Here is a 17073-nt window from a genome sequence, read left to right as displayed (position 1 = left end):
AGCTCACTTTGAGGCGGCGGTACCGTGATGGTGCCGCCGCCTTTGCCGCTTTACTTCCCCGGTGCATCGAGGCGCGGGGAGAGCACACAATAACAACACCACACACCGCCTCCGATGGGGTAGCTGAAGCTACCCCGCACGAGTGCGACACCGATAACGATTTGGAGACACCGTGAAAATTACACCTGTTGCAGAAGAACATGTAGCCGAGGAGGAGCGCGGCTACCGGGTTCCTTTTGCCATGGAAGTTGCCGGTGCTTGGGCGTGGCGCATCATTATGATTGCCGGTGCCGGCTGGATCCTATGGAAGGGTCTGGGGCACGTCTCCCTGCTGGTTATTTCTCTTCTGGTGGCTTTGCTCCTGGCGGCTCTGTTGAGCCCCGCCGTGATGCTTCTGCGTAAGAAGGGTGTTCGTGCCGGTGGCGCGGCGGCTATTGCCGAAATCGGTATGATTCTGGTGCTCGCCGGTATTATTTCGCTGACCGGTCAGCAGATTCTGCGTGGTTTTGTGTCCATGGCGGATAAAGCGGTGCAGGGCTACCAGCAGCTGATTGGTTGGTTGAAGAACCTCGGCTACGAGTTCGGTGCCGACCAGATGAACCAGCTGTTGGATCAGATGGAGAGCGCTGTAACCAATAACCCCAGCTCCGTGCTGCACGGTGTATCTCAGGTGGGTTCGACTGCGGCTGAGGTTGCGACCGGTACCCTGCTGACCCTGTTTACCCTGGTCTTCTTCCTGATGGAGGGCGAGCGTATCTGGCTGTTCGTCACCCGCCTCTTCCCGAAGGATGCGCGTGCCGCAGTCAACGGTGCGGGTCGCGCGGGCTGGAAGTCCCTGGGCGCGTACGTGCGCGTTCAGATTCTGGTGGCGGCTATTGACGCTATCGGCATCGGTATTGGTGCCGCAATTCTGGGTGTTCCGCTGGCTATCCCGCTGGGTGTGCTGGTCTTCCTCGGCTCCTTCGTTCCGGTGATTGGTGCCCTCATTTCCGGTGCTGTGGCTGTGCTGTTGGCGCTGGTTGCTCTGGGGCCGGTGCAGGCGCTGATTATGCTCGGTATTGTTCTGCTGGTTCAGCAGCTCGAATCCCACATTCTGCAGCCGCTCATTATGGGTAAGGCTGTCTCCCTGCACCCGCTGGCGGTTATTTTCTCGGTGGCTGGTGGATCCATGATTTTTGGTGCCGTGGGCGCGCTGTTCGCGGTGCCGACGCTGGCCGTGGTGAACTCGGTGGTGCGCTACCTGGCGAATCGCGGTTGGGAACACGATCCCAGCCTGCGCGATGAGGAGTTCCTCTTCCCGCACGAGGTGGCTCGCCGCGAGCAGGCTGAGGAGAAGGCCCAGGAACGGCAGGAGAGCGTCAAGAATCTGGCCTCCCGGGTGCCGAGCCGTCAGAAGGCTGAGGAGCCTGAGAACCAGGCTTCCGAGGCTTCGGACTCCTCCGAAGACTAGGGGCCTGCATCGAGCGGGAGGTTTTGGCGTAGGGCACCCCGCCACCCTCGATAACGCACCGCTAACTCGTCCCGGCGATACCGCCGGCCGCGATGCCGTCTACGGCGGTGTCTCGCCAGGGGGCTACTTGCGACCGGGTAGCCCCCTTCGCTGTACCCATCCTCTAAAATGGGATGAGCAATACATCACCATCCCGCGCCCGCGGGACAACGCACCGTCAGAATGGAAAACCCGTGAGCGTAGATCTCGACTCCCTGCCCGTGACCATTACCGATATTGAACGTGCCGCAGAGCTGCTCGAAGGCGTTATTGAACGCACCCCCGTCGCTCATTCGCGTGCGCTGAGCCAGCGCCTCGGTTCAGAGGTTTTCTTCAAGTGCGAGAACCTGCAGCGTGCTGGTTCCTTCAAGGTGCGCGGTGCGTACGTGCGTATGGCGAAGCTTTCTGAGGAGGAGAAGAAGCGCGGCGTTGTGGCTGCGAGCGCGGGTAACCACGCTCAGGGTGTGGCTCTGGCTGCTGACCGTCTGGGCATTAAGGCCCGTATTTATATGCCGCTGGGTGCGGCACTACCGAAGATTACTGCAACCCGTGATCACGGTGCTGAGGTTGAGTTGCACGGCGTGACCGTGGATGAGGCTCTGGCGGAGGCAAAGCGCTACGCCGAAGAGACCGGCGCGGTGTTCGTGCACCCCTTCGACAATGAAGACATTATTGCCGGTCAGGGCACTATCGGTCTGGAGATTCTGGAGCAGGTTCCGGATGTTGACACCGTGATTGTGGGTGTTGGCGGCGGCGGTCTGCTCGCTGGTCTGTCCGCTGCTATCCGCGCGAAGGAGCAGAAGCTCGGCAAGAAGATCAAGATTATTGGTGTTCAGGCGGAGCACGCGGCGGCGTACCCGCTGTCTCTGGCTGCGGATGCTCTGGTGCCGCTGAAGAAGGTTTCCACCATCGCTGATGGTATTGCGGTGGGCCGCCCCGGTCAGATGCCTTTCTCCATCATCAAGGAGCTGGTGGACGATGTGGCGACCGTGAGCGAAGACGATATCGCTCGCGCCCTGATCTTCCTGATGGAACGTAACAAGCTTGTGGTGGAGCCTGCCGGTTCGGTACCCGTGGCGGCGCTGATGAACGGCAAGCTGAAGGAAGAGTACGGCGACCTGGGTACGGTCGTGTGCGTGCTCTCCGGCGGCAATATTGACCCGATGCTGATGCTGAAGGTGATTCAGCGCGGTCTGTCTGCGGCTGGCCGCTACATGACCGTGAAGATGATGCTGTCTGACCGTCCGGGTGAGCTGGCGACCATCTCCCGCATTATTTCCGAGAACGACGCGAACGTCACCGGTGTGGACCACACCCGCGTGGGTGGCTCGCTCTCCATGGGCGATGTGTCGATTACGATCGACATGGAAACCAAGGGTGTGGAGCATTGCCGCCAGGTGATTTCTGCCCTGGAGGATGCGGGTTTCAAGCCCATCATCGTCTACTAAGCCGATATATTTATTAGCCGACGAACTATAGTGTTGCCTCGAATCGGAAGGGTGGAGGCAACCAGATAGGCGCAAGCAGGCAGACAAAAAACAGTGCGGGGTGCTGACCGTTATAGTCAGCACCCCGCACTGTTTGTTTTAAATCTAGCGCTGTCTCTTAGCTCTAACTTCTTAGCCCAGGTAGGGGGTTGCGGAGATAATCTTGGCGCTCAGTTCCTTACCGTTCGGAGCGGTGTAGGTGACCTCGTCACCCTGCTTAGCGCCCATAATTGCGGCACCCAGGGGGGACTTCTCAGAGAAGACCTTCAGGTCGCTACCTGCAGGCAGAGTGTCCTCAATTTCGCGGGAGCCGAGCAGGAACTTCAGGGTGCGGCCAGCAACCTCAGCTTCGATAACCATGCCGTGTTCTACCACGCCGTCGTCAGCGGGAGTATCGCCGATGTGCGCGGTTTCGAGCAGGTGCTTGAGCTGCTTGATGCGCGCCTCGTTCTTAGCCTGCTCGTCGCGTGCCGCGTGGTAGCCGCCGTTCTCGCGGAGGTCGCCCTCATCGCGTGCCTGCGCGATGCGGTCAACGATTTCCTGGCGGTACGGGCCGGAGAGGTGCTCCAGCTCCTGGGTGAGGCGGTCGAAGGCGTCCTGAGTGAGCCATGCACCGGTGTTTTCAGCCATGCGTGTCCTTTGCTTATGCGCCGGCTCTGCCGGTGCGAAACGAATAAACCCGCTACCGCGTGCCGCGTTCAATGCGCGGCGGTACCGGTAACGGAATGAATCAACAGACCTATTCTAGAGCACCGGAGGATTTTCGGCTGTTATGCCGGTCGTATCTTCCCCTCTGAGCGCATCTTCGTCGGTACGCACACCGGTAGCTGAACACTCCGCCAGTATCAGACTGTTTCATGCCCGTGAATCTGCTGATATGACGGCACGTTTCACGATGTCACACGGCGTCATCTGCGCTAGTACACCGGCGCTATCCTTGGGTATCATACGAGAAGCTACAACCGTAAAATTTCTGCCGTGTAGCGCTCGCATTCGCGAGTCACAGACACATCATCGACCCCTGGCGCATCACCTAAAGGAGACCACCGTGAGCGAAGCCATTGAACAGCTGAAGGCAAACCTGCCGTCTCACCCTCCCGTGGACTCCCTCAAACCCCTGGAGGAGGACTACACCGGTCTGCGCATCCTCGCGGTGCACGCCCACCCGGACGACGAGTCTTCCAAGGGCGCCGGTACCGCCTCGGCGTATATTGCCCGTGGCGCCCGCTTCATGGTGGCGACGATGACCGGCGGCGAGCGCGGTGACATCCTGAACGAGGAGATCGATAAGAGCCCGCGTGCGCACCGCGACCTGCCGGGTCTGCGCCGTGCTGAGATGGCGGCTGCCCGCGAGATTATGGGTATTGAGCACCGCTGGATTGGCTTCTTCGACTCGGGTCTGCCCGAGGGCGACCCCATGTCGCCGCTTCCCTTCGGTAGCTTTGGCACCATGCCCCTGGACCGTGCCGCCGCGCCGCTCGTGCGTCTGGTGCGTGAGTACCGCCCCCACATCATCATCACCTATGACGAGATCGGCGGTTACCCGCACCCCGACCACATCATGACCCACAAGGTTGCCGTGGAAGCATTCGAGAAGGCAGGCGACCCGGAAGCCTACGTGGGTGAGGGTGAGCCCTGGACCCCACTGAAGCTCTACTACGACCGCGCATTCAACCCCGAACGCACCCTCGCCCTGCACGAGCATCTGCTCGATACGCACGGTGAGAGCCTGCTGAGCGGCTGGATTGAGAACCTCGCGCACCGCGCCTCCTCGGGGGAGGCACCTCGCCACGAGACTACGACCCGCATCCTGGTTCACGAGCACTTTGAGCAGCGCGATCAGGCTTTGCGCGCGCACGCCTCGCAGGTGGACCCGAACGGCGTGTTCTTCGCCGTTCCCAGTGAACAGCTGAAGGACATTTGGCCCTGGGAGGACTACACGCTGGCCGCCTCGCATACTGAGGTTCAGCTGCCCGAATCTAGCCTGGACGAGGGCCTGAGCGACTACTACGTTATCTAGGCTGGGGCGCAGCGCCCCGCGCGTTACAATGATGCCCTTCACCCACGATATGAGTCGTAGGTGAAGGGCATCATCCAATCTTAGGCACGCGATGTCTGCACCCCTGCACGCAACTCCGAATGCCGCCACCAGATGCCACACATTTTGAGCCGATTCTCAGCCCAACCGTGATGCCGATTGCCGCGAAGGTACGGCGCGGCGGCGTAGAATAAGAGCTTGGACTCTTTCGTTATGAGCCCGCTGAATCATCTGCCACGACAGCCGAATGAGGTATGAGCTATGAGCGCCAACGCCCTGCCCGTGATTACTGTGCACGGCCACGCCAGCAACCCCGGCACTGTCACTGAGCCTACCGTCTATGAGCAGGCTCTGGCGCGCTCGCTGAGCCCCGAATCCCTGCCGGCACATATTGGAGTGCTGGTGGACGGTAACCGCCGCTGGGCGGCTCAGCGCGGCTTGAGCACCCGTGAGGGCCACGCCGCCGGTGCGGAGCGAATTATTGATTTTCTGGCCTGGTGTACTGAGCTGTCGATTCCGCAGGTGAGCCTGTACATGCTCTCCACTGAGAACCTGAAGCGCCCCGAGAAGGAGCTGACCGGCCTGGTCGCTGTGATTGATGCGTTCTTGGTGCGTCTGGTGGAGTCCGCCTGCGGTCCGGTGCGTGCTATCGGCAATATTGACCTGATTCCTCGCCAGCTGCACGAGCGCCTGGATTGGGCGATTGAGCAGACGGCGCACCTGCCCGGTGTTCGTGTGAACATTGCGGTCGGCTACGGCGGCCGCCAGGAGATTGTGGACGCGGTCCGTTCGGTTCTGCGTGAGGCCGCCGCTGAGGGGGCATCCTTGGAATCGCTTGCTGAACAGCTGAGCGTTGAGGATATTTCTTCGCACCTATACACCGCCGATATGCCCGATCCGGACCTGCTGATTCGCACTTCGGGCGAGCAGCGCCTGTCCGGTTTCATGACCTGGCAGAGCGCGTATTCTGAGTTTTATTTCTGCCGTGCCCTGTGGCCGGATTTCACGCGCGTTGATTTTCTGCGTGCCCTGCGGGATTACGCGAACCGTTCCCGCCGCTTCGGTTCCTAGAACTTAGATGCTCTAGCGCCTATGTACTCTAGTGCCGCTGGCTAGTAGTCTGCCGGTAGTACAGCCTCCAGCAATACAGAATGGACGTTCTATGCTCGCTGAGCTTTCCCGCCTCTACAACGCAGGCGGTGCCTCCGTTATTGCCGCTCTGGTGCTCGGCAGCTACCTGCTGTATTTTTTGTGGTGCACCCTGCGACTGTGGCGTATTGACGTGCGCGAGCACCGTCTGCCCCACCGCATCCTGATTCCTCTGGCTATTGCCACCTATACGGCTCTGCCGGTGTCTTTGCTTTTTGCCGGTCGCCCCGCCGATATTTGGCGCGTGATTGGTGCCGGTCTGGCGCTATGGCTCTGCTACGGGCTTCTGCGTATCCTGTCTTTCGGTGCGCTGGGCCGCGGGGATGTGAAGCTTGCTGGCATTCTGGGCGGCGTGCTCGGGTACCTGTCCTGGGCGAATCTTGGCTGGGCGTCGCTGGTGACGTTCCTTGCCGGTGGTCTGGTGTCTTTGGCCCTGGTGCTGTTCACGAAGGCGCGCGGTAGCACCCGCATTGCCTTCGGTCCGTTTATGCTTCTGGGTGCGCTGGTGGCGTTGGCGGCTCCTGCGTATTCTCTGTGGTAGATTCCGAAGTAGGGTGACCGTCCGGCTAAGTGGCGGGCTTGTTCTGTGTGCGGCTCGCGACTGTTCGCTCTGCTCTCTAGCACCTATTCCCGGTAGATTTGCCGGGGCTTTTGAAAGGTTGATGTTATGCCTACTCCTCCCTATATCCGTAAGCTGCGTGAGCGGATTGGTTCGGATTACCTGTGGCTGTCCGGTGCGACGGCTGTGGTGTACCGTGAGCAGGATTCTAAGGTGCTGCTGGTGCGCCGTAGCGATAACGGGGCGTGGACCCCGATCACAGGCATTGTGGACCCGGGGGAAAGCCCCGCACTGACCTGCCTGCGTGAGGCGCAGGAGGAGGCGAACGTGCGGATTGAGGTGCTGGAGTTGGCGCAGGTGAAGGCTGACCCGCCGATGCAGTTCGGTAATGGTGACCGCTGCCAGTTCTTGGATCATACGTTCTTGTGCCGCTGGGTTTCTGGTGAGGCGAAGGTGAACGATGAGGAGTCTTCGCAGGTGCGTTGGGTGGATGTGTCTGACCCGGCGGAGCGTGCGTTGCTTTCTGAGCGGATGCTGGACCGTATTGATGCGGCGCTGAACTATGATGGCCACTGCCGTTTTGGTTTGGAGTCGGTGCCGCCGGAAGAGTACTAGACCGGCTGCTGGGGCTGAGTAAAAGCCGCCGATTGAGGCGTGCATATACAGAAGGAGGGGCGACCCGCCGTCATGGCGAGTCGCCCCTCCCAGTATTTTTATGACAGTTTGTTACATGTTATTGGGTGGTTCTTCCTGTTTTTCTGTGGGAGTGGGGGACTGGAACCCTAAAGGCTGCCGTGGTTTTATTTTGTTTTTGTCTTTTTTACCTTAAGTTGTGCCTGTGTTTCGAGTTATGAGTGGTGTACATGAGATGCTTTATATATGACACGGGTTACATTGGGAGTGACGGCCCCGTATTAGTCAGTAACCCGAGAAAGATTCGTTCACGTGATGTTCTGGTGAGCGTAGTCGCTTTCCTTTTACTCTGCCTATAAATCTTTAAGGCATGCCATTTTTCTGTGAACTAGGCTCATTGTGTTCATCGCAATTCTTGGTCGCTATTTTGATGCGTCCTGGAAGGAGCAAAGCATGACAACACATAAAATACCCTGGAGAATCTACGTAGCCCTTATTGGCTCTCTGGTGGGTACAGGAATATATTCCTTCGCCCTACCCATTGCGATTCTCGCTAGTACAGGCGAAATTGGGCTGGCTGGCGTAATGGCGGTAGCCATGCAAATCCCCAATATCGCCTTGGCATATCCACTAGCAACCCTATCGGATAGTCTGCCTCGAAAACCTATGATTGTGATTGCCGGGGCAGTAAACATCCTCAGCATCCTTACCTTGGCGTTGATGATTGAGCAGCATATGCTGTCATGGTTCGCCATCGCCGCACTAGGATTTGTGAGTGGTGTCTTCTCTGAGCTGGCTGCTGCCTCAGAAGCAGGATATATTCCGCAGCTTCTCGGACGAGAAAACCTTCTTTCGTACAATGCACGTCGTGAAATTTGCGAGGGAATATCCGCAATCATTGCGCCCCCTACAGCAGGATTTATTGTTCTTGTCGCGGGTGCAACGGTCGGTCTTATCGTCCCGGTGCTCCTTTTCGGGGCGGCAACTATTTCATACGCAACGTTGCCATCCGTAGAGATGGAAACTAAAACTGAGCAACGCGAAACCGCGCAACATGGGTTTATTCACCGCATGTTTGACGGTATCCAATACATGTTCTCCGGTGCCCCGCAGAGACTTATCCTTGTCTACACGTTCTTCTTGGCGGCAGCTACGGCATCGTATTCACTCATCATTATTTACCGCCTGTATGAGGAGCTCACTTTTGAAGCCTCAGTGGTAGGCATGATTATGGCCTGCAGCGGTATCGGCGGTATCGTTGCGGCACTCATCATCGATCGTTTCCTCTCTTTTGAGAACACGCAAGGAATGCTACTGGTCGCCAACGTCGTATCCCTGCTCGGAATACCGCTCGTCACCGTCAGCAATAACCCTGTAGTGCTCGGCGCCCTGCTCTTCATCCTGGACGTAGGATGGGCATCAGCTTTCATCTTCTCCGACAATCTGCGTGACTGCATTACACCGAATGAGCTACTGGGGCGTGCCAGCTCCCTTGACGGTGCCGTGTTTGGGCTAGGAACGCTGTACTCCATGGGCGCGGTAGCACTGATGCTTGACCATCTCGGCTCCTTCAACGCTGCGCTTGTCGTCAGTATCCCGGCTGTACTCTGCCTCATCTACACGCTGGTCCACTATAAACAGTTCAAAGTGTTTAATATCGTTGAACAATAGCGAGAACCCGCTACCAACTCATTGACGGAGCAGAGAACACATACAGAGGGAGGGGCGACCCGCCGTCATGGCGAGTCGCCCCTCCCTCTATGGTTAAGCCGCGAACCTCAGGCGAGGTTCAGGCGGGTGAGATTAGAAGTTGCCCAGCATCTTGGTGACGTCCAGAGCCGCATCCAGCTGCTCCTCAGTCACTTCGCCGCGCTCCACATAACCCAGAGCCACAACTGCCTCGCGGACAGTCACCTTGTGAGCCACCGAGTACTTAGCGATCTTTGCAGCAGCCTCGTAACCAATCAGCTTGTTCAGCGGGGTCACGGTCGACGGCGAAGCCTCAGCCAGGAATCGGCAACGGTCAACATTAGCGGTCAGACCGTCAATCATCTTCTCAGCCGAAACACGAGAAACATTAGCGAGCAGGCGGATCGACTGCAGCAGGTTAGCAGCCATCACCGGGATACCCACGTTCAGCTCAAACGCGCCGTTAGTGGAAGACAGAGCAATGGTTGCGTCATTACCGATGACCTGAGCTGCAACCATGATGGTAGCCTCACAAATCACGGGGTTGACCTTACCGGGCATAATCGAGGAGCCGGGCTGCAGATCGGGGATGTGCAGCTCGCCCAGGCCGGTGTTCGGGCCCGAACCCATCCAGCGGATGTCGTTGCTGATCTTCATCAGGCCGTACGCCAGGGTGCGCAACTGACCGGAAACCTCAATCAGGCCGTCACGGTTAGCCTGAGCCTCGAAGTGGTTACGAGCCTCGGTCAGGGGCAGGCCGGTCTCCTCAGCAAGCAGCTCAATCACGCGAGCGGAGAAGCCGTCGGGGGTGTTGATGCCGGTACCCACAGCGGTACCGCCCAGGGGAACCTCAGCCACGCGAGGCAGGGAAGCGTTCACACGCTCAATGCCGTAACGCACGGTTGCGGCGTAGCCGGAGAACTCCTGGCCCAGGGTGATGGGGGTTGCGTCCATCAGGTGGGTACGGCCCGACTTCACAACGTCCTTGAACTCTGCGGACTTGCGCTCCAGGGACTCAGCGAGCACCTCGAGAGCGGGAATCAGGTCCTTCACCAGAGCCTCGGTCACAGCAACGTGCACGGAGGTGGGGAAGACGTCGTTGGAGGACTGGGATGCGTTCACGTGGTCATTGGGGTGAACCTCAATACCCTTAGACTCCAGGGAACGGGATGCCAGGGTTGCCAGAACCTCGTTCGTGTTCATGTTCGAGGAGGTACCGGAACCGGTCTGGAAAACGTCAATGGGGAAGTGGGCGTCGTACTTACCGGTTGCTACCAGATCCGCTGCGTCGCGGATAGCCTGGGCGCGCTCAGCGTCGAGCACCTTGAGTTCCTCATTGGCGGTCGCGGCTGCCTTCTTCACGAGGGCAAGCGCACGAATATGGGCGGATTCGAGGGTCTGACCCGAAATCGGGAAGTTCTCGACTGCGCGCTGGGTCTGTGCACGGTAGAGTGCATCAGCCGGAACGCGAACTTCGCCCATGGTGTCATGTTCAATGCGGTATTCAATGTTTTCAGCCATATCTCTAGGATAGGCGTTCAAAGTGGCTTACGTCGCCTCGAAAAGGTGTCAAAAGAGGAAAAACGCTCATAAATTTTGAGGCGTGAGAAGGCGCGTAAAAACCCCGCCCCGGTAGATGTGCGAACATGCTACCGTGGCGGGGGTATCCCATAGAAAAATCTGTTGTTAAGTGCGAGCATGTGGGTTCTCGCGCTAAGGCTCGTAATGAGCGGAGAAGAGGAAACCTAGTCCAGGTTCTCCGCAACCACAACGCGCGGGGGAGTCTTCACGACCACCGGAAGCGCCTGAGTCGGCGGGTTCTGCGCGTCGTTCTTCTCCTCCGGCAGGGTCAGGTCCTGCGAGCTGAACACCAGCTCCGCCTTACCTTCCTTCAGATGGTAGAAGACACCAATCACGGCGACCTTGCCCTCAACCACCGCATCCGAAATGATGTGGGACTGCTCAATAATTCGGATGGCGGTCTGGCGGGTGTGCTCACGCACCATGTCGTTGACGACCGGGTTCTCCGGCAGCTTCGGAGACATCACCGAAGGCAGGATGTGCTGCACCAGGTTACGGATGAAGCCGTGCGGCATCTCGCCGGACTCCAGGGACTTGCTGGCCGCAGTCACAGCACCGCAGGAGTCGTGACCGAGAACCATCACAATGGGGGTCTCAAACTCATCAACCGCGTACTCCAACGAACCGAGCGCGGCATTCTCCAAGACGTGGCCGGCGGTACGCACCACGAACGCGTCGCCCAGGCCCAGGTCAAAAATAATCTCTGCCGCGAGGCGAGAGTCACCGCAACCGAAAATCGAGGCGAACGGGAACTGACCCGATGCCAGGTCGGTACGGCGAATCGTGTCCTGGTTGGGGTGCTCATTGCTACCCTCAACAAAACGGCGGTTACCGTCCTTCAGACGCTTCCATGCTTCTGCGGGAGTCGGTTGGATGCCAGCCATGTGATGCTCCTTAGCGGACAAATACAGATAACGCGTGCCGTCGGAGCCAGCGAATCTGCGAACGGGTATATGGGGCTTCAGGCGCTCGCGCTGAAGCTCAGCTCCTTGCCGGGAGCCTCCCGGAGAAAGAACCTACCTCAAATATGCCTTAAATATGCGAAAAATAGCTAGTTTGGCACGCCTTCACAACACCCAAAATCAGTGCCTCAGAGCGTATGAAGCGCCGAAGAGAGACGCAGCCCTCACCAATTTGCCGCATCTGCTCACCTTAAAGTCAACACGCACGCAAACTCGTTCAGAACAAGAAAAACGAAGCGCCCGCGCGCTATCCTGAAAGGAGCACTACTGCGTCGGCGACTTCGTGCTGGAAAGAACCAGCCAGCCGACGGTGTATTCAGAAATCTCGAAGGTGAGTCTATGACTACGAACAACAACCACGGCGATCGCAACCTCGCAATGGAACTGGTCCGCGCGACTGAGGCAGCAGCAATTGCTGCAGGCCCCTGGGTCGGCGCAGGCGAAAAGAATCTCGCAGATGGTGCAGCCGTAGACGCAATGCGCTACCGCCTCTCCACCGTCAACTTCAACGGCACCGTTGTCATCGGTGAAGGCGAGAAGGACAAGGCTCCCATGCTGTACAACGGCGAGAACGTCGGCGACGGCTCCGGTCCCTCCCTCGACGTGGCGGTTGACCCCATCGACGGTACCCGCTTGACCGCACTCGGCATGGACAATGCCCTCTCCGTGATTGCTGTGGCAGACGGCGGCACCATGTTCGACCCCTCCGCAGTGTTCTACATGGAGAAGCTGGTCACCGGCCCCGAAGCCGCAGAGTTCGTCGACCTGCGCCTGCCCGTCAAGCAGAACCTGCACCTGGTCGCTAAGGCTAAGGGCAAGAAGGTCAGCGAGCTGACCGTATGCGTGCTGGACCGCCCCCGCCACGCCAAGCTGATCCAGGAGATTCGCGAGGCCGGCGCCCGTACCCGCATCATCCTCGACGGTGACGTCGCCGGCGCTATCGCAGCCTGCCGCGAAAACACCGGCGTGGACCTCATGCTCGGCACCGGCGGCACCCCCGAAGGTGTTGTCGCAGCATGCGCTATCAAGGCAACCGGTGGCGTCATCCAGGGCCGCCTGGCACCGACCGACGAGGCAGAACGTGAAAAGGCACTGGAAGCCGGCCACGACCTCGACCGTGTGCTGACCACCAACGACCTGGTCACCAGCGACAACTGCTTCTTCGCCGCAACCGGTATCACCGACGGCAAGCTGCTGCGCGGCGTGCGCTACAGCAAGAACGTTGTGACCACCCAGTCGCTGGTTATGCGTTCCTCCTCGGGTACCGTGCGTACCGTCGAGGCAGAGCACCGCCTCTCCCGCCTGCGCGAGATTCTCTCGCACACCAAGAGCCCCGAAGAGCAGTAATCTTCGAAGCGCAGTAATCCTCGAAGGGCAGTAATCTTCGCCCCCGCAAGGGCTGAGGAGCCGCGCTAAGACTCCTCGAACATTGCACATACATACGCGCAGGAGCCGCCCCCACCGAAGAACTCGGTGGGGGCGGCTCCCTCATGTATTTAGCTTTTAGTTCTCAGAGTGCTCCCGGTAAGGGCGCGTCTGAACCCGTTAGCGAGAGCGGAAAGACTGAACCTTCGCCTTCGCCTTCGCCACAGCATCACGAACAGCCGGACGAGCCTTGTACGCCAGCGTGTAGGCGCGGTAGCCCAGCGAGGTTACCGGAACATCCCAGGTACCCGGGTACTCCACAGACTCGCCGCCAAAGGACTTCTTGAACTTCGTGAAACCAGCCCACTCGTGATCCGGCTGATCCTCCGGCGCAATACCGAAGAGGTCAACGTACTTCAGACCCTTGCGCTTAGCGTCCAGGATAAAGTTCGTCACCACCACAACACCTGCACTAAGGTTGCGGTGCTCAAAAGAAGCCGCAGCGTGCGCGTAGGTGCGGGTGTCATCCGAATCGTACACAAACGCCGCCGCAATCGGGGTGCTCTCACCGTTCTCATCGGTCAGCTTCGCAATGTACAGGGACGCCGCACCGGCGGGCATCAGCACACGAGCAACCTGCATCAGGTACTCATCCTGCTGACGGTTAAAACCGTTACGGTCCGCGGTTTCCTCGAGGAAGCCGAAGAGAATCGTCATATCCGAGGGATTGGTCGAAACCTCAACGGTCACGCCCTTTTTGTGGAGATTACGATGACGATTACGGTAACTGGGGATCATTCCCTTGAGGATTTCGTCCTCAGAGCCCGAAAGATCAATAATCTGAGTGTGCGAAGGCTGCACCTGGCGAGGAGCCAGAACCGCGCCGCGACGAGCCAGGAAAGTAGCCGCATCCTGATCGCCCCAAATAGCGGATTCAGTGGGTTCAATGCGCACAAACAGGCAACGAAGCTTCGCAGCCTCTTCCTTCAATGACGCGAGAGCCTCATCAAAAGCCACAGCGCTGGAGGCGACCGGTCCGTACGGGCTGTACAGGTAGCGGCCGGTAGCGCCGCCCTCAACGGTTGCAAGGTACGACCAGCCGTTACCGCTCTTACGGATTACGGTGTGACCATTAGATTCCTGAAAACGTGCCCAAATATCGGACTGAAGAATATTGCTCATACTTCTAGTGTATCCGAGCTTAGGGAACGTAAGCCTGCGGCTCCGAGGAAGCCTCGGGGGCAGGTGCCGGGCGAGTCGAGGAGGTGCTCTCCTCAGCCTCATGCTCGGCAGCAGCCTTCGCCTTCGCCTCGGCTACGCGGGCGCGCAGGGCGGCGCCCTTGTCCATAGCGCTCTGACGCAGATCCTGAGAGAACTGACGCAGGTCGTCATGCACCTGGCGGGCGAAAGAATCAGTACCCGAACCCAGAATACGCAGAGCCAGCAGACCCGCATTGCGAGCACCGTTAATGGAGACGGTAGCTACCGGAACACCGGCGGGCATCTGAACAATCGACAGCAGCGAGTCCATGCCCTCGAGGTTCTTCAGACGCACCGGAACACCAATCACAGGCAGAGCGGTGACGGAAGCGAGCATACCGGGCAGGTGAGCGGCGCCGCCGGCGCCGGCAATAATCACGCGAATACCGCGGCTGTGAGCCTTCTTGCCGTACTCAATCATGTCCTCGGGCATGCGGTGTGCAGAAACAACATCAGCCTCGTAAGGGATGCCGAACTCGTCCAGAACCTCGGCTGCGGCCTCCATGACCGACCAGTCCGAATCCGAACCCATCACAATGCCAACAATGGGCTGGGAAGAATTATAGGGAGACTGAGACATAATCCTCATATCCTTTCAGGATGCGGTGGCGAACCACCATCAATAGGGTGCGTCGGATACGCAGGATACTCTCACCCCACGCACCGGCTAAAAATAGGGCTACAGGGGGCGGCCGTCACGCAAAATGGAGGCGGCATTCGCGGCGCTATGGCGCAACGCCTCAAGCTCAGCCACCGTGCCGGTAATGTTCACGTGACCAATCTTGCGGCCCGGGCGGGTTTCCTTGCCGTAGAAGTGAATCTTCGCGCGCGGTTCAGCTGAAAGCGCCAGCGGGTAGACGCCGAAAATGTCTTCGTTCTCGCCGCCCAGGTAGTTCTTCATCACGGCAACACCCTCCAGCACGGAGGTATCACCCAGCGGCAGGTCAAGTACCGCACGCAGATGCTGCTCAAACTGGCTGGTCACCGAGCCGTCCTGAGTCCAGTGGCCGGTATTGTGCGGGCGCATCGCCAGCTCGTTGATGTAGAAGCCGGCGGGGGAGCCGGGCACCTCGAAAAGCTCAGCAGCCATGACACCGGTGACCCCCAGCTCGGAGGCAATGGTCACCGCGGCGGCTGCGGCAGCCTCCGCAATCTCGGGGTCCAGGTCCTGCGCGGGTGCAATAACCTCATCACAGATGGAGTTCACCTGGATGGTCTCAACAACCGGCCAGGGACGCACCTCGCCGCTTTCACGGCGAGCCACTAGAGCGGAGAGTTCACGGGTAAAGGGAACCTTCTCCTCGGCAAGCAGGGCGGAGAAATCGGTGCGGGAAGGCAGCTGCTCGAACCACTCGGCGCTGCGCTCGCGAGCATCGGCGGGGGAATCCAGAACGAGAACGCCCTTGCCGTCGTAGCCGCCGCGCGGGGTCTTCAACACCACGGGCCAGCCGATCTCATCACCGAAGGCGAGCAGCTCGTCCAGGGTAGAAACCTGAGCCCAACGCGGGTTCGGCAGACCCAGGCGCTCAACGGCCTGGCGCATCAGGAGCTTGTCCTGGGCGTACTGGAGAGCTTCGGGACGGGGCTGAACATTCACTCCCTCCGCCATGAGGGTGCGCAAAAATTCGGTGGGCACATGCTCATGGTCGAAAGTGATGACATCCTTGCCGCGAGCAAATTCGCGGAGGGTGTCCAAATCCTTGTAGTCCCCGACGGGGGCGGTACGTACCGCCGCCACGGCGCCGACGGTGGGCGCCTCCGCGAGAATCTGCAGATCGAGGCCAAGGTTAGTTGCTGCGGGTGCCATCATGCGGGCCAGCTGGCCGCCGCCGATGACACCAATTACGGGTCCAGTCACAGGGTAAGTCACATCACCTAAGTGTACCGGGTTCGGAGTGTTTATGGGAGCAAGACCACATGAAGGTCGCAGAATGGGTTCAACTGGGCTTCAGAGCCCAATATTTGGGCGTGAATACCGGAAGAAATCGTAAAAACCTGCCTTCTGCGCGGTCAGGCAGAGACGAAACTATCAGCGCATGATGAAAAGAGTCACCCGGTAGCTGAGAGGTCTATGGAAAAACTCCCAAAGGGACAAACAACGTACCGGGACTGTACTAACATATAAGAGCTTGTAAAAGAGACCGAAGCGCCACGCAGTGACAACGTAACCAACGCTCACCGTCGCAGCATCGGCACCTTTTTCTCCGATAAAACCCCGCTAGATAGGCCCCGCATGAGCGCACAGACGAAACCGACCATTACCGAACGCCTGAAATCCCTCTGGGACAGCTACGGTATTGAGGTTCTCAAATTCGGTACCGTGGGCGGCGCCGCCTTCATCGTCAACTCTGTGACGGTGTGGGTGCTGATGATGACCATCATGTCGGAGTCCCACACCAAGGCGAAGGTTGTAGCGAGTGTTGTCGCAACCATCTTCTCCTGGCTCATGAACCGCCTGTGGACCTTCCGCGACTCCCGCTCCGAAAACTGGAAGCGCGAAGCTATCGAGTTCGGTCTGGTGAACCTGCTCGGTATTCTCGTCGAAGCCGGCTGTGTGGCATTCAGTACCTACGTGCTGAACCTGCGTACCCCCGAGGCGTCCTTCATCTCCGGTACGATTATCGGTACCATTCTGGGCACCATTCTTCGCTACTTCCTCTACCGCTTCTGGGTGTACGGATCGCACCGCAAGCAGGTTGAAAAGGGCGAAGGCACCGACCACGAAGAGCTCGGCCGCATGTTTGATGAGGCCGCCGCCATTCTCGACGGCGAAGAAACCACCAAGCAGAAGGCACGCTCTGAGGCGGCTGCATCCGAGGCGCAGTCGAAGCCCGGCTCGCAGAACTCCTAAGCTCCTCGGA

Annotated in this window: 15 protein-coding genes; 9 read left to right on the top strand and 6 right to left on the bottom strand. The window is 59.1% G+C overall.

All coding sequences use genetic code 11. From position 1 onward, the window contains the following. The first annotated feature begins 172 nt into the window (after nt 1–172). Together HMPREF2894_RS07670 and ilvA are read left to right on the top strand one after the other, a co-directional pair. Nucleotides 173–1450 carry an AI-2E family transporter gene (locus HMPREF2894_RS07670; RefSeq protein WP_049346801.1) on the top strand — a complete coding sequence of 426 codons (1278 nt, stop codon included), beginning with the start codon at nt 173–175 and terminating at the stop codon, nt 1448–1450. Between the two features lie 233 nt (nt 1451–1683). Beyond that, on the top strand, nt 1684–2937 hold the full coding sequence (gene ilvA, locus HMPREF2894_RS07665; protein WP_070667094.1) for a threonine ammonia-lyase: 1254 nt from the start codon (nt 1684–1686) through the stop codon (nt 2935–2937). Between the two features lie 171 nt (nt 2938–3108). Here ilvA and greA read toward each other — a convergent pair whose 3' ends face one another. Further along, the gene (gene greA, locus HMPREF2894_RS07660; protein WP_070507873.1) at nt 3109–3606 is read right to left on the bottom strand and encodes a transcription elongation factor GreA; all 498 of its coding nucleotides are present in this window, start codon (nt 3604–3606) and stop codon (nt 3109–3111) included. Nucleotides 3607–4024: 418 nt separating this feature from the next. Between greA and mca the strand changes: the two genes are divergently transcribed. The 5 genes from mca to HMPREF2894_RS07635 all read left to right on the top strand — a co-directional run bounded on the left by mca (nt 4025) and on the right by HMPREF2894_RS07635 (nt 9026). Next, the gene (mca, locus tag HMPREF2894_RS07655; RefSeq protein WP_049346795.1) at nt 4025–4996 is read left to right on the top strand and encodes a mycothiol conjugate amidase Mca; all 972 of its coding nucleotides are present in this window, start codon (nt 4025–4027) and stop codon (nt 4994–4996) included. 279 nt (nt 4997–5275) lie between these two features. Beyond that, complete coding sequence (uppS, locus tag HMPREF2894_RS07650; RefSeq protein WP_049352106.1) at nt 5276–6085, top strand: polyprenyl diphosphate synthase; 810 nt, start codon at nt 5276–5278, stop codon at nt 6083–6085. 91 nt (nt 6086–6176) lie between these two features. Continuing rightward, complete coding sequence (locus HMPREF2894_RS07645) at nt 6177–6704, top strand: prepilin peptidase (RefSeq protein ID WP_049352103.1); 528 nt, start codon at nt 6177–6179, stop codon at nt 6702–6704. Nucleotides 6705–6830: 126 nt separating this feature from the next. Then, entirely contained in the window at nt 6831–7337 is a 507-nt protein-coding gene (locus tag HMPREF2894_RS07640; protein WP_070635029.1) for an NUDIX hydrolase, read from the top strand. 417 nt (nt 7338–7754) lie between these two features. Further along, nucleotides 7755–9026 carry an MFS transporter gene (locus HMPREF2894_RS07635; protein WP_246827033.1) on the top strand — a complete coding sequence of 424 codons (1272 nt, stop codon included), beginning with the start codon at nt 7755–7757 and terminating at the stop codon, nt 9024–9026. Nucleotides 9027–9158: 132 nt separating this feature from the next. On the opposite strand, the gene HMPREF2894_RS07630 is transcribed toward HMPREF2894_RS07635, so the two are convergent. Continuing rightward, nucleotides 9159–10565, bottom strand: coding sequence for a class II fumarate hydratase (locus HMPREF2894_RS07630; RefSeq protein ID WP_049355884.1), 1407 nt, complete (start codon nt 10563–10565; stop codon nt 9159–9161). 224 nt (nt 10566–10789) lie between these two features. After that, nucleotides 10790–11509: a carbonic anhydrase gene (locus HMPREF2894_RS07625; protein WP_049338718.1), complete on the bottom strand. Its 720-nt coding sequence runs from the start codon at nt 11507–11509 to the stop codon at nt 10790–10792. A 417-nt stretch (nt 11510–11926) separates the two neighbouring features. Between HMPREF2894_RS07625 and glpX the strand changes: the two genes are divergently transcribed. After that, nucleotides 11927–12934 (top strand): class II fructose-bisphosphatase, encoded by a 1008-nt coding sequence (gene glpX / locus HMPREF2894_RS07620; protein WP_049327916.1) that lies wholly within the window; start codon nt 11927–11929, stop codon nt 12932–12934. 198 nt (nt 12935–13132) lie between these two features. Here the strand turns inward: glpX and HMPREF2894_RS07615 are convergent, their stop codons facing one another. The 3 genes from HMPREF2894_RS07615 to HMPREF2894_RS07605 form a co-directional block, all read right to left on the bottom strand. Next, nucleotides 13133–14134 (bottom strand): lipid II:glycine glycyltransferase FemX, encoded by a 1002-nt coding sequence (locus HMPREF2894_RS07615; protein ID WP_049341541.1) that lies wholly within the window; start codon nt 14132–14134, stop codon nt 13133–13135. Between the two features lie 19 nt (nt 14135–14153). Then, nucleotides 14154–14792, bottom strand: a complete 639-nt coding sequence (gene purE, locus HMPREF2894_RS07610) for a 5-(carboxyamino)imidazole ribonucleotide mutase (protein WP_070594013.1) — start codon at nt 14790–14792, stop codon at nt 14154–14156. Between the two features lie 99 nt (nt 14793–14891). Next, on the bottom strand, nt 14892–16082 hold the full coding sequence (locus HMPREF2894_RS07605; protein ID WP_070594014.1) for a 5-(carboxyamino)imidazole ribonucleotide synthase: 1191 nt from the start codon (nt 16080–16082) through the stop codon (nt 14892–14894). Nucleotides 16083–16445: 363 nt separating this feature from the next. On the opposite strand from HMPREF2894_RS07605, the gene HMPREF2894_RS07600 reads away from it, so the two are divergent. Then, a complete protein-coding gene (locus HMPREF2894_RS07600) occupies nt 16446–17063 on the top strand; it encodes a GtrA family protein (RefSeq protein WP_012904046.1) in 618 nt (205 codons plus the stop codon). The last annotated feature ends 10 nt before the right edge of the window (nt 17064–17073 follow it).

Source organism: Rothia sp. HMSC066G02 (assembly GCF_001813145.1).
Classification (GTDB): domain Bacteria; phylum Actinomycetota; class Actinomycetes; order Actinomycetales; family Micrococcaceae; genus Rothia.
This window is presented reverse-complemented; position numbering and strand designations above follow the sequence as displayed.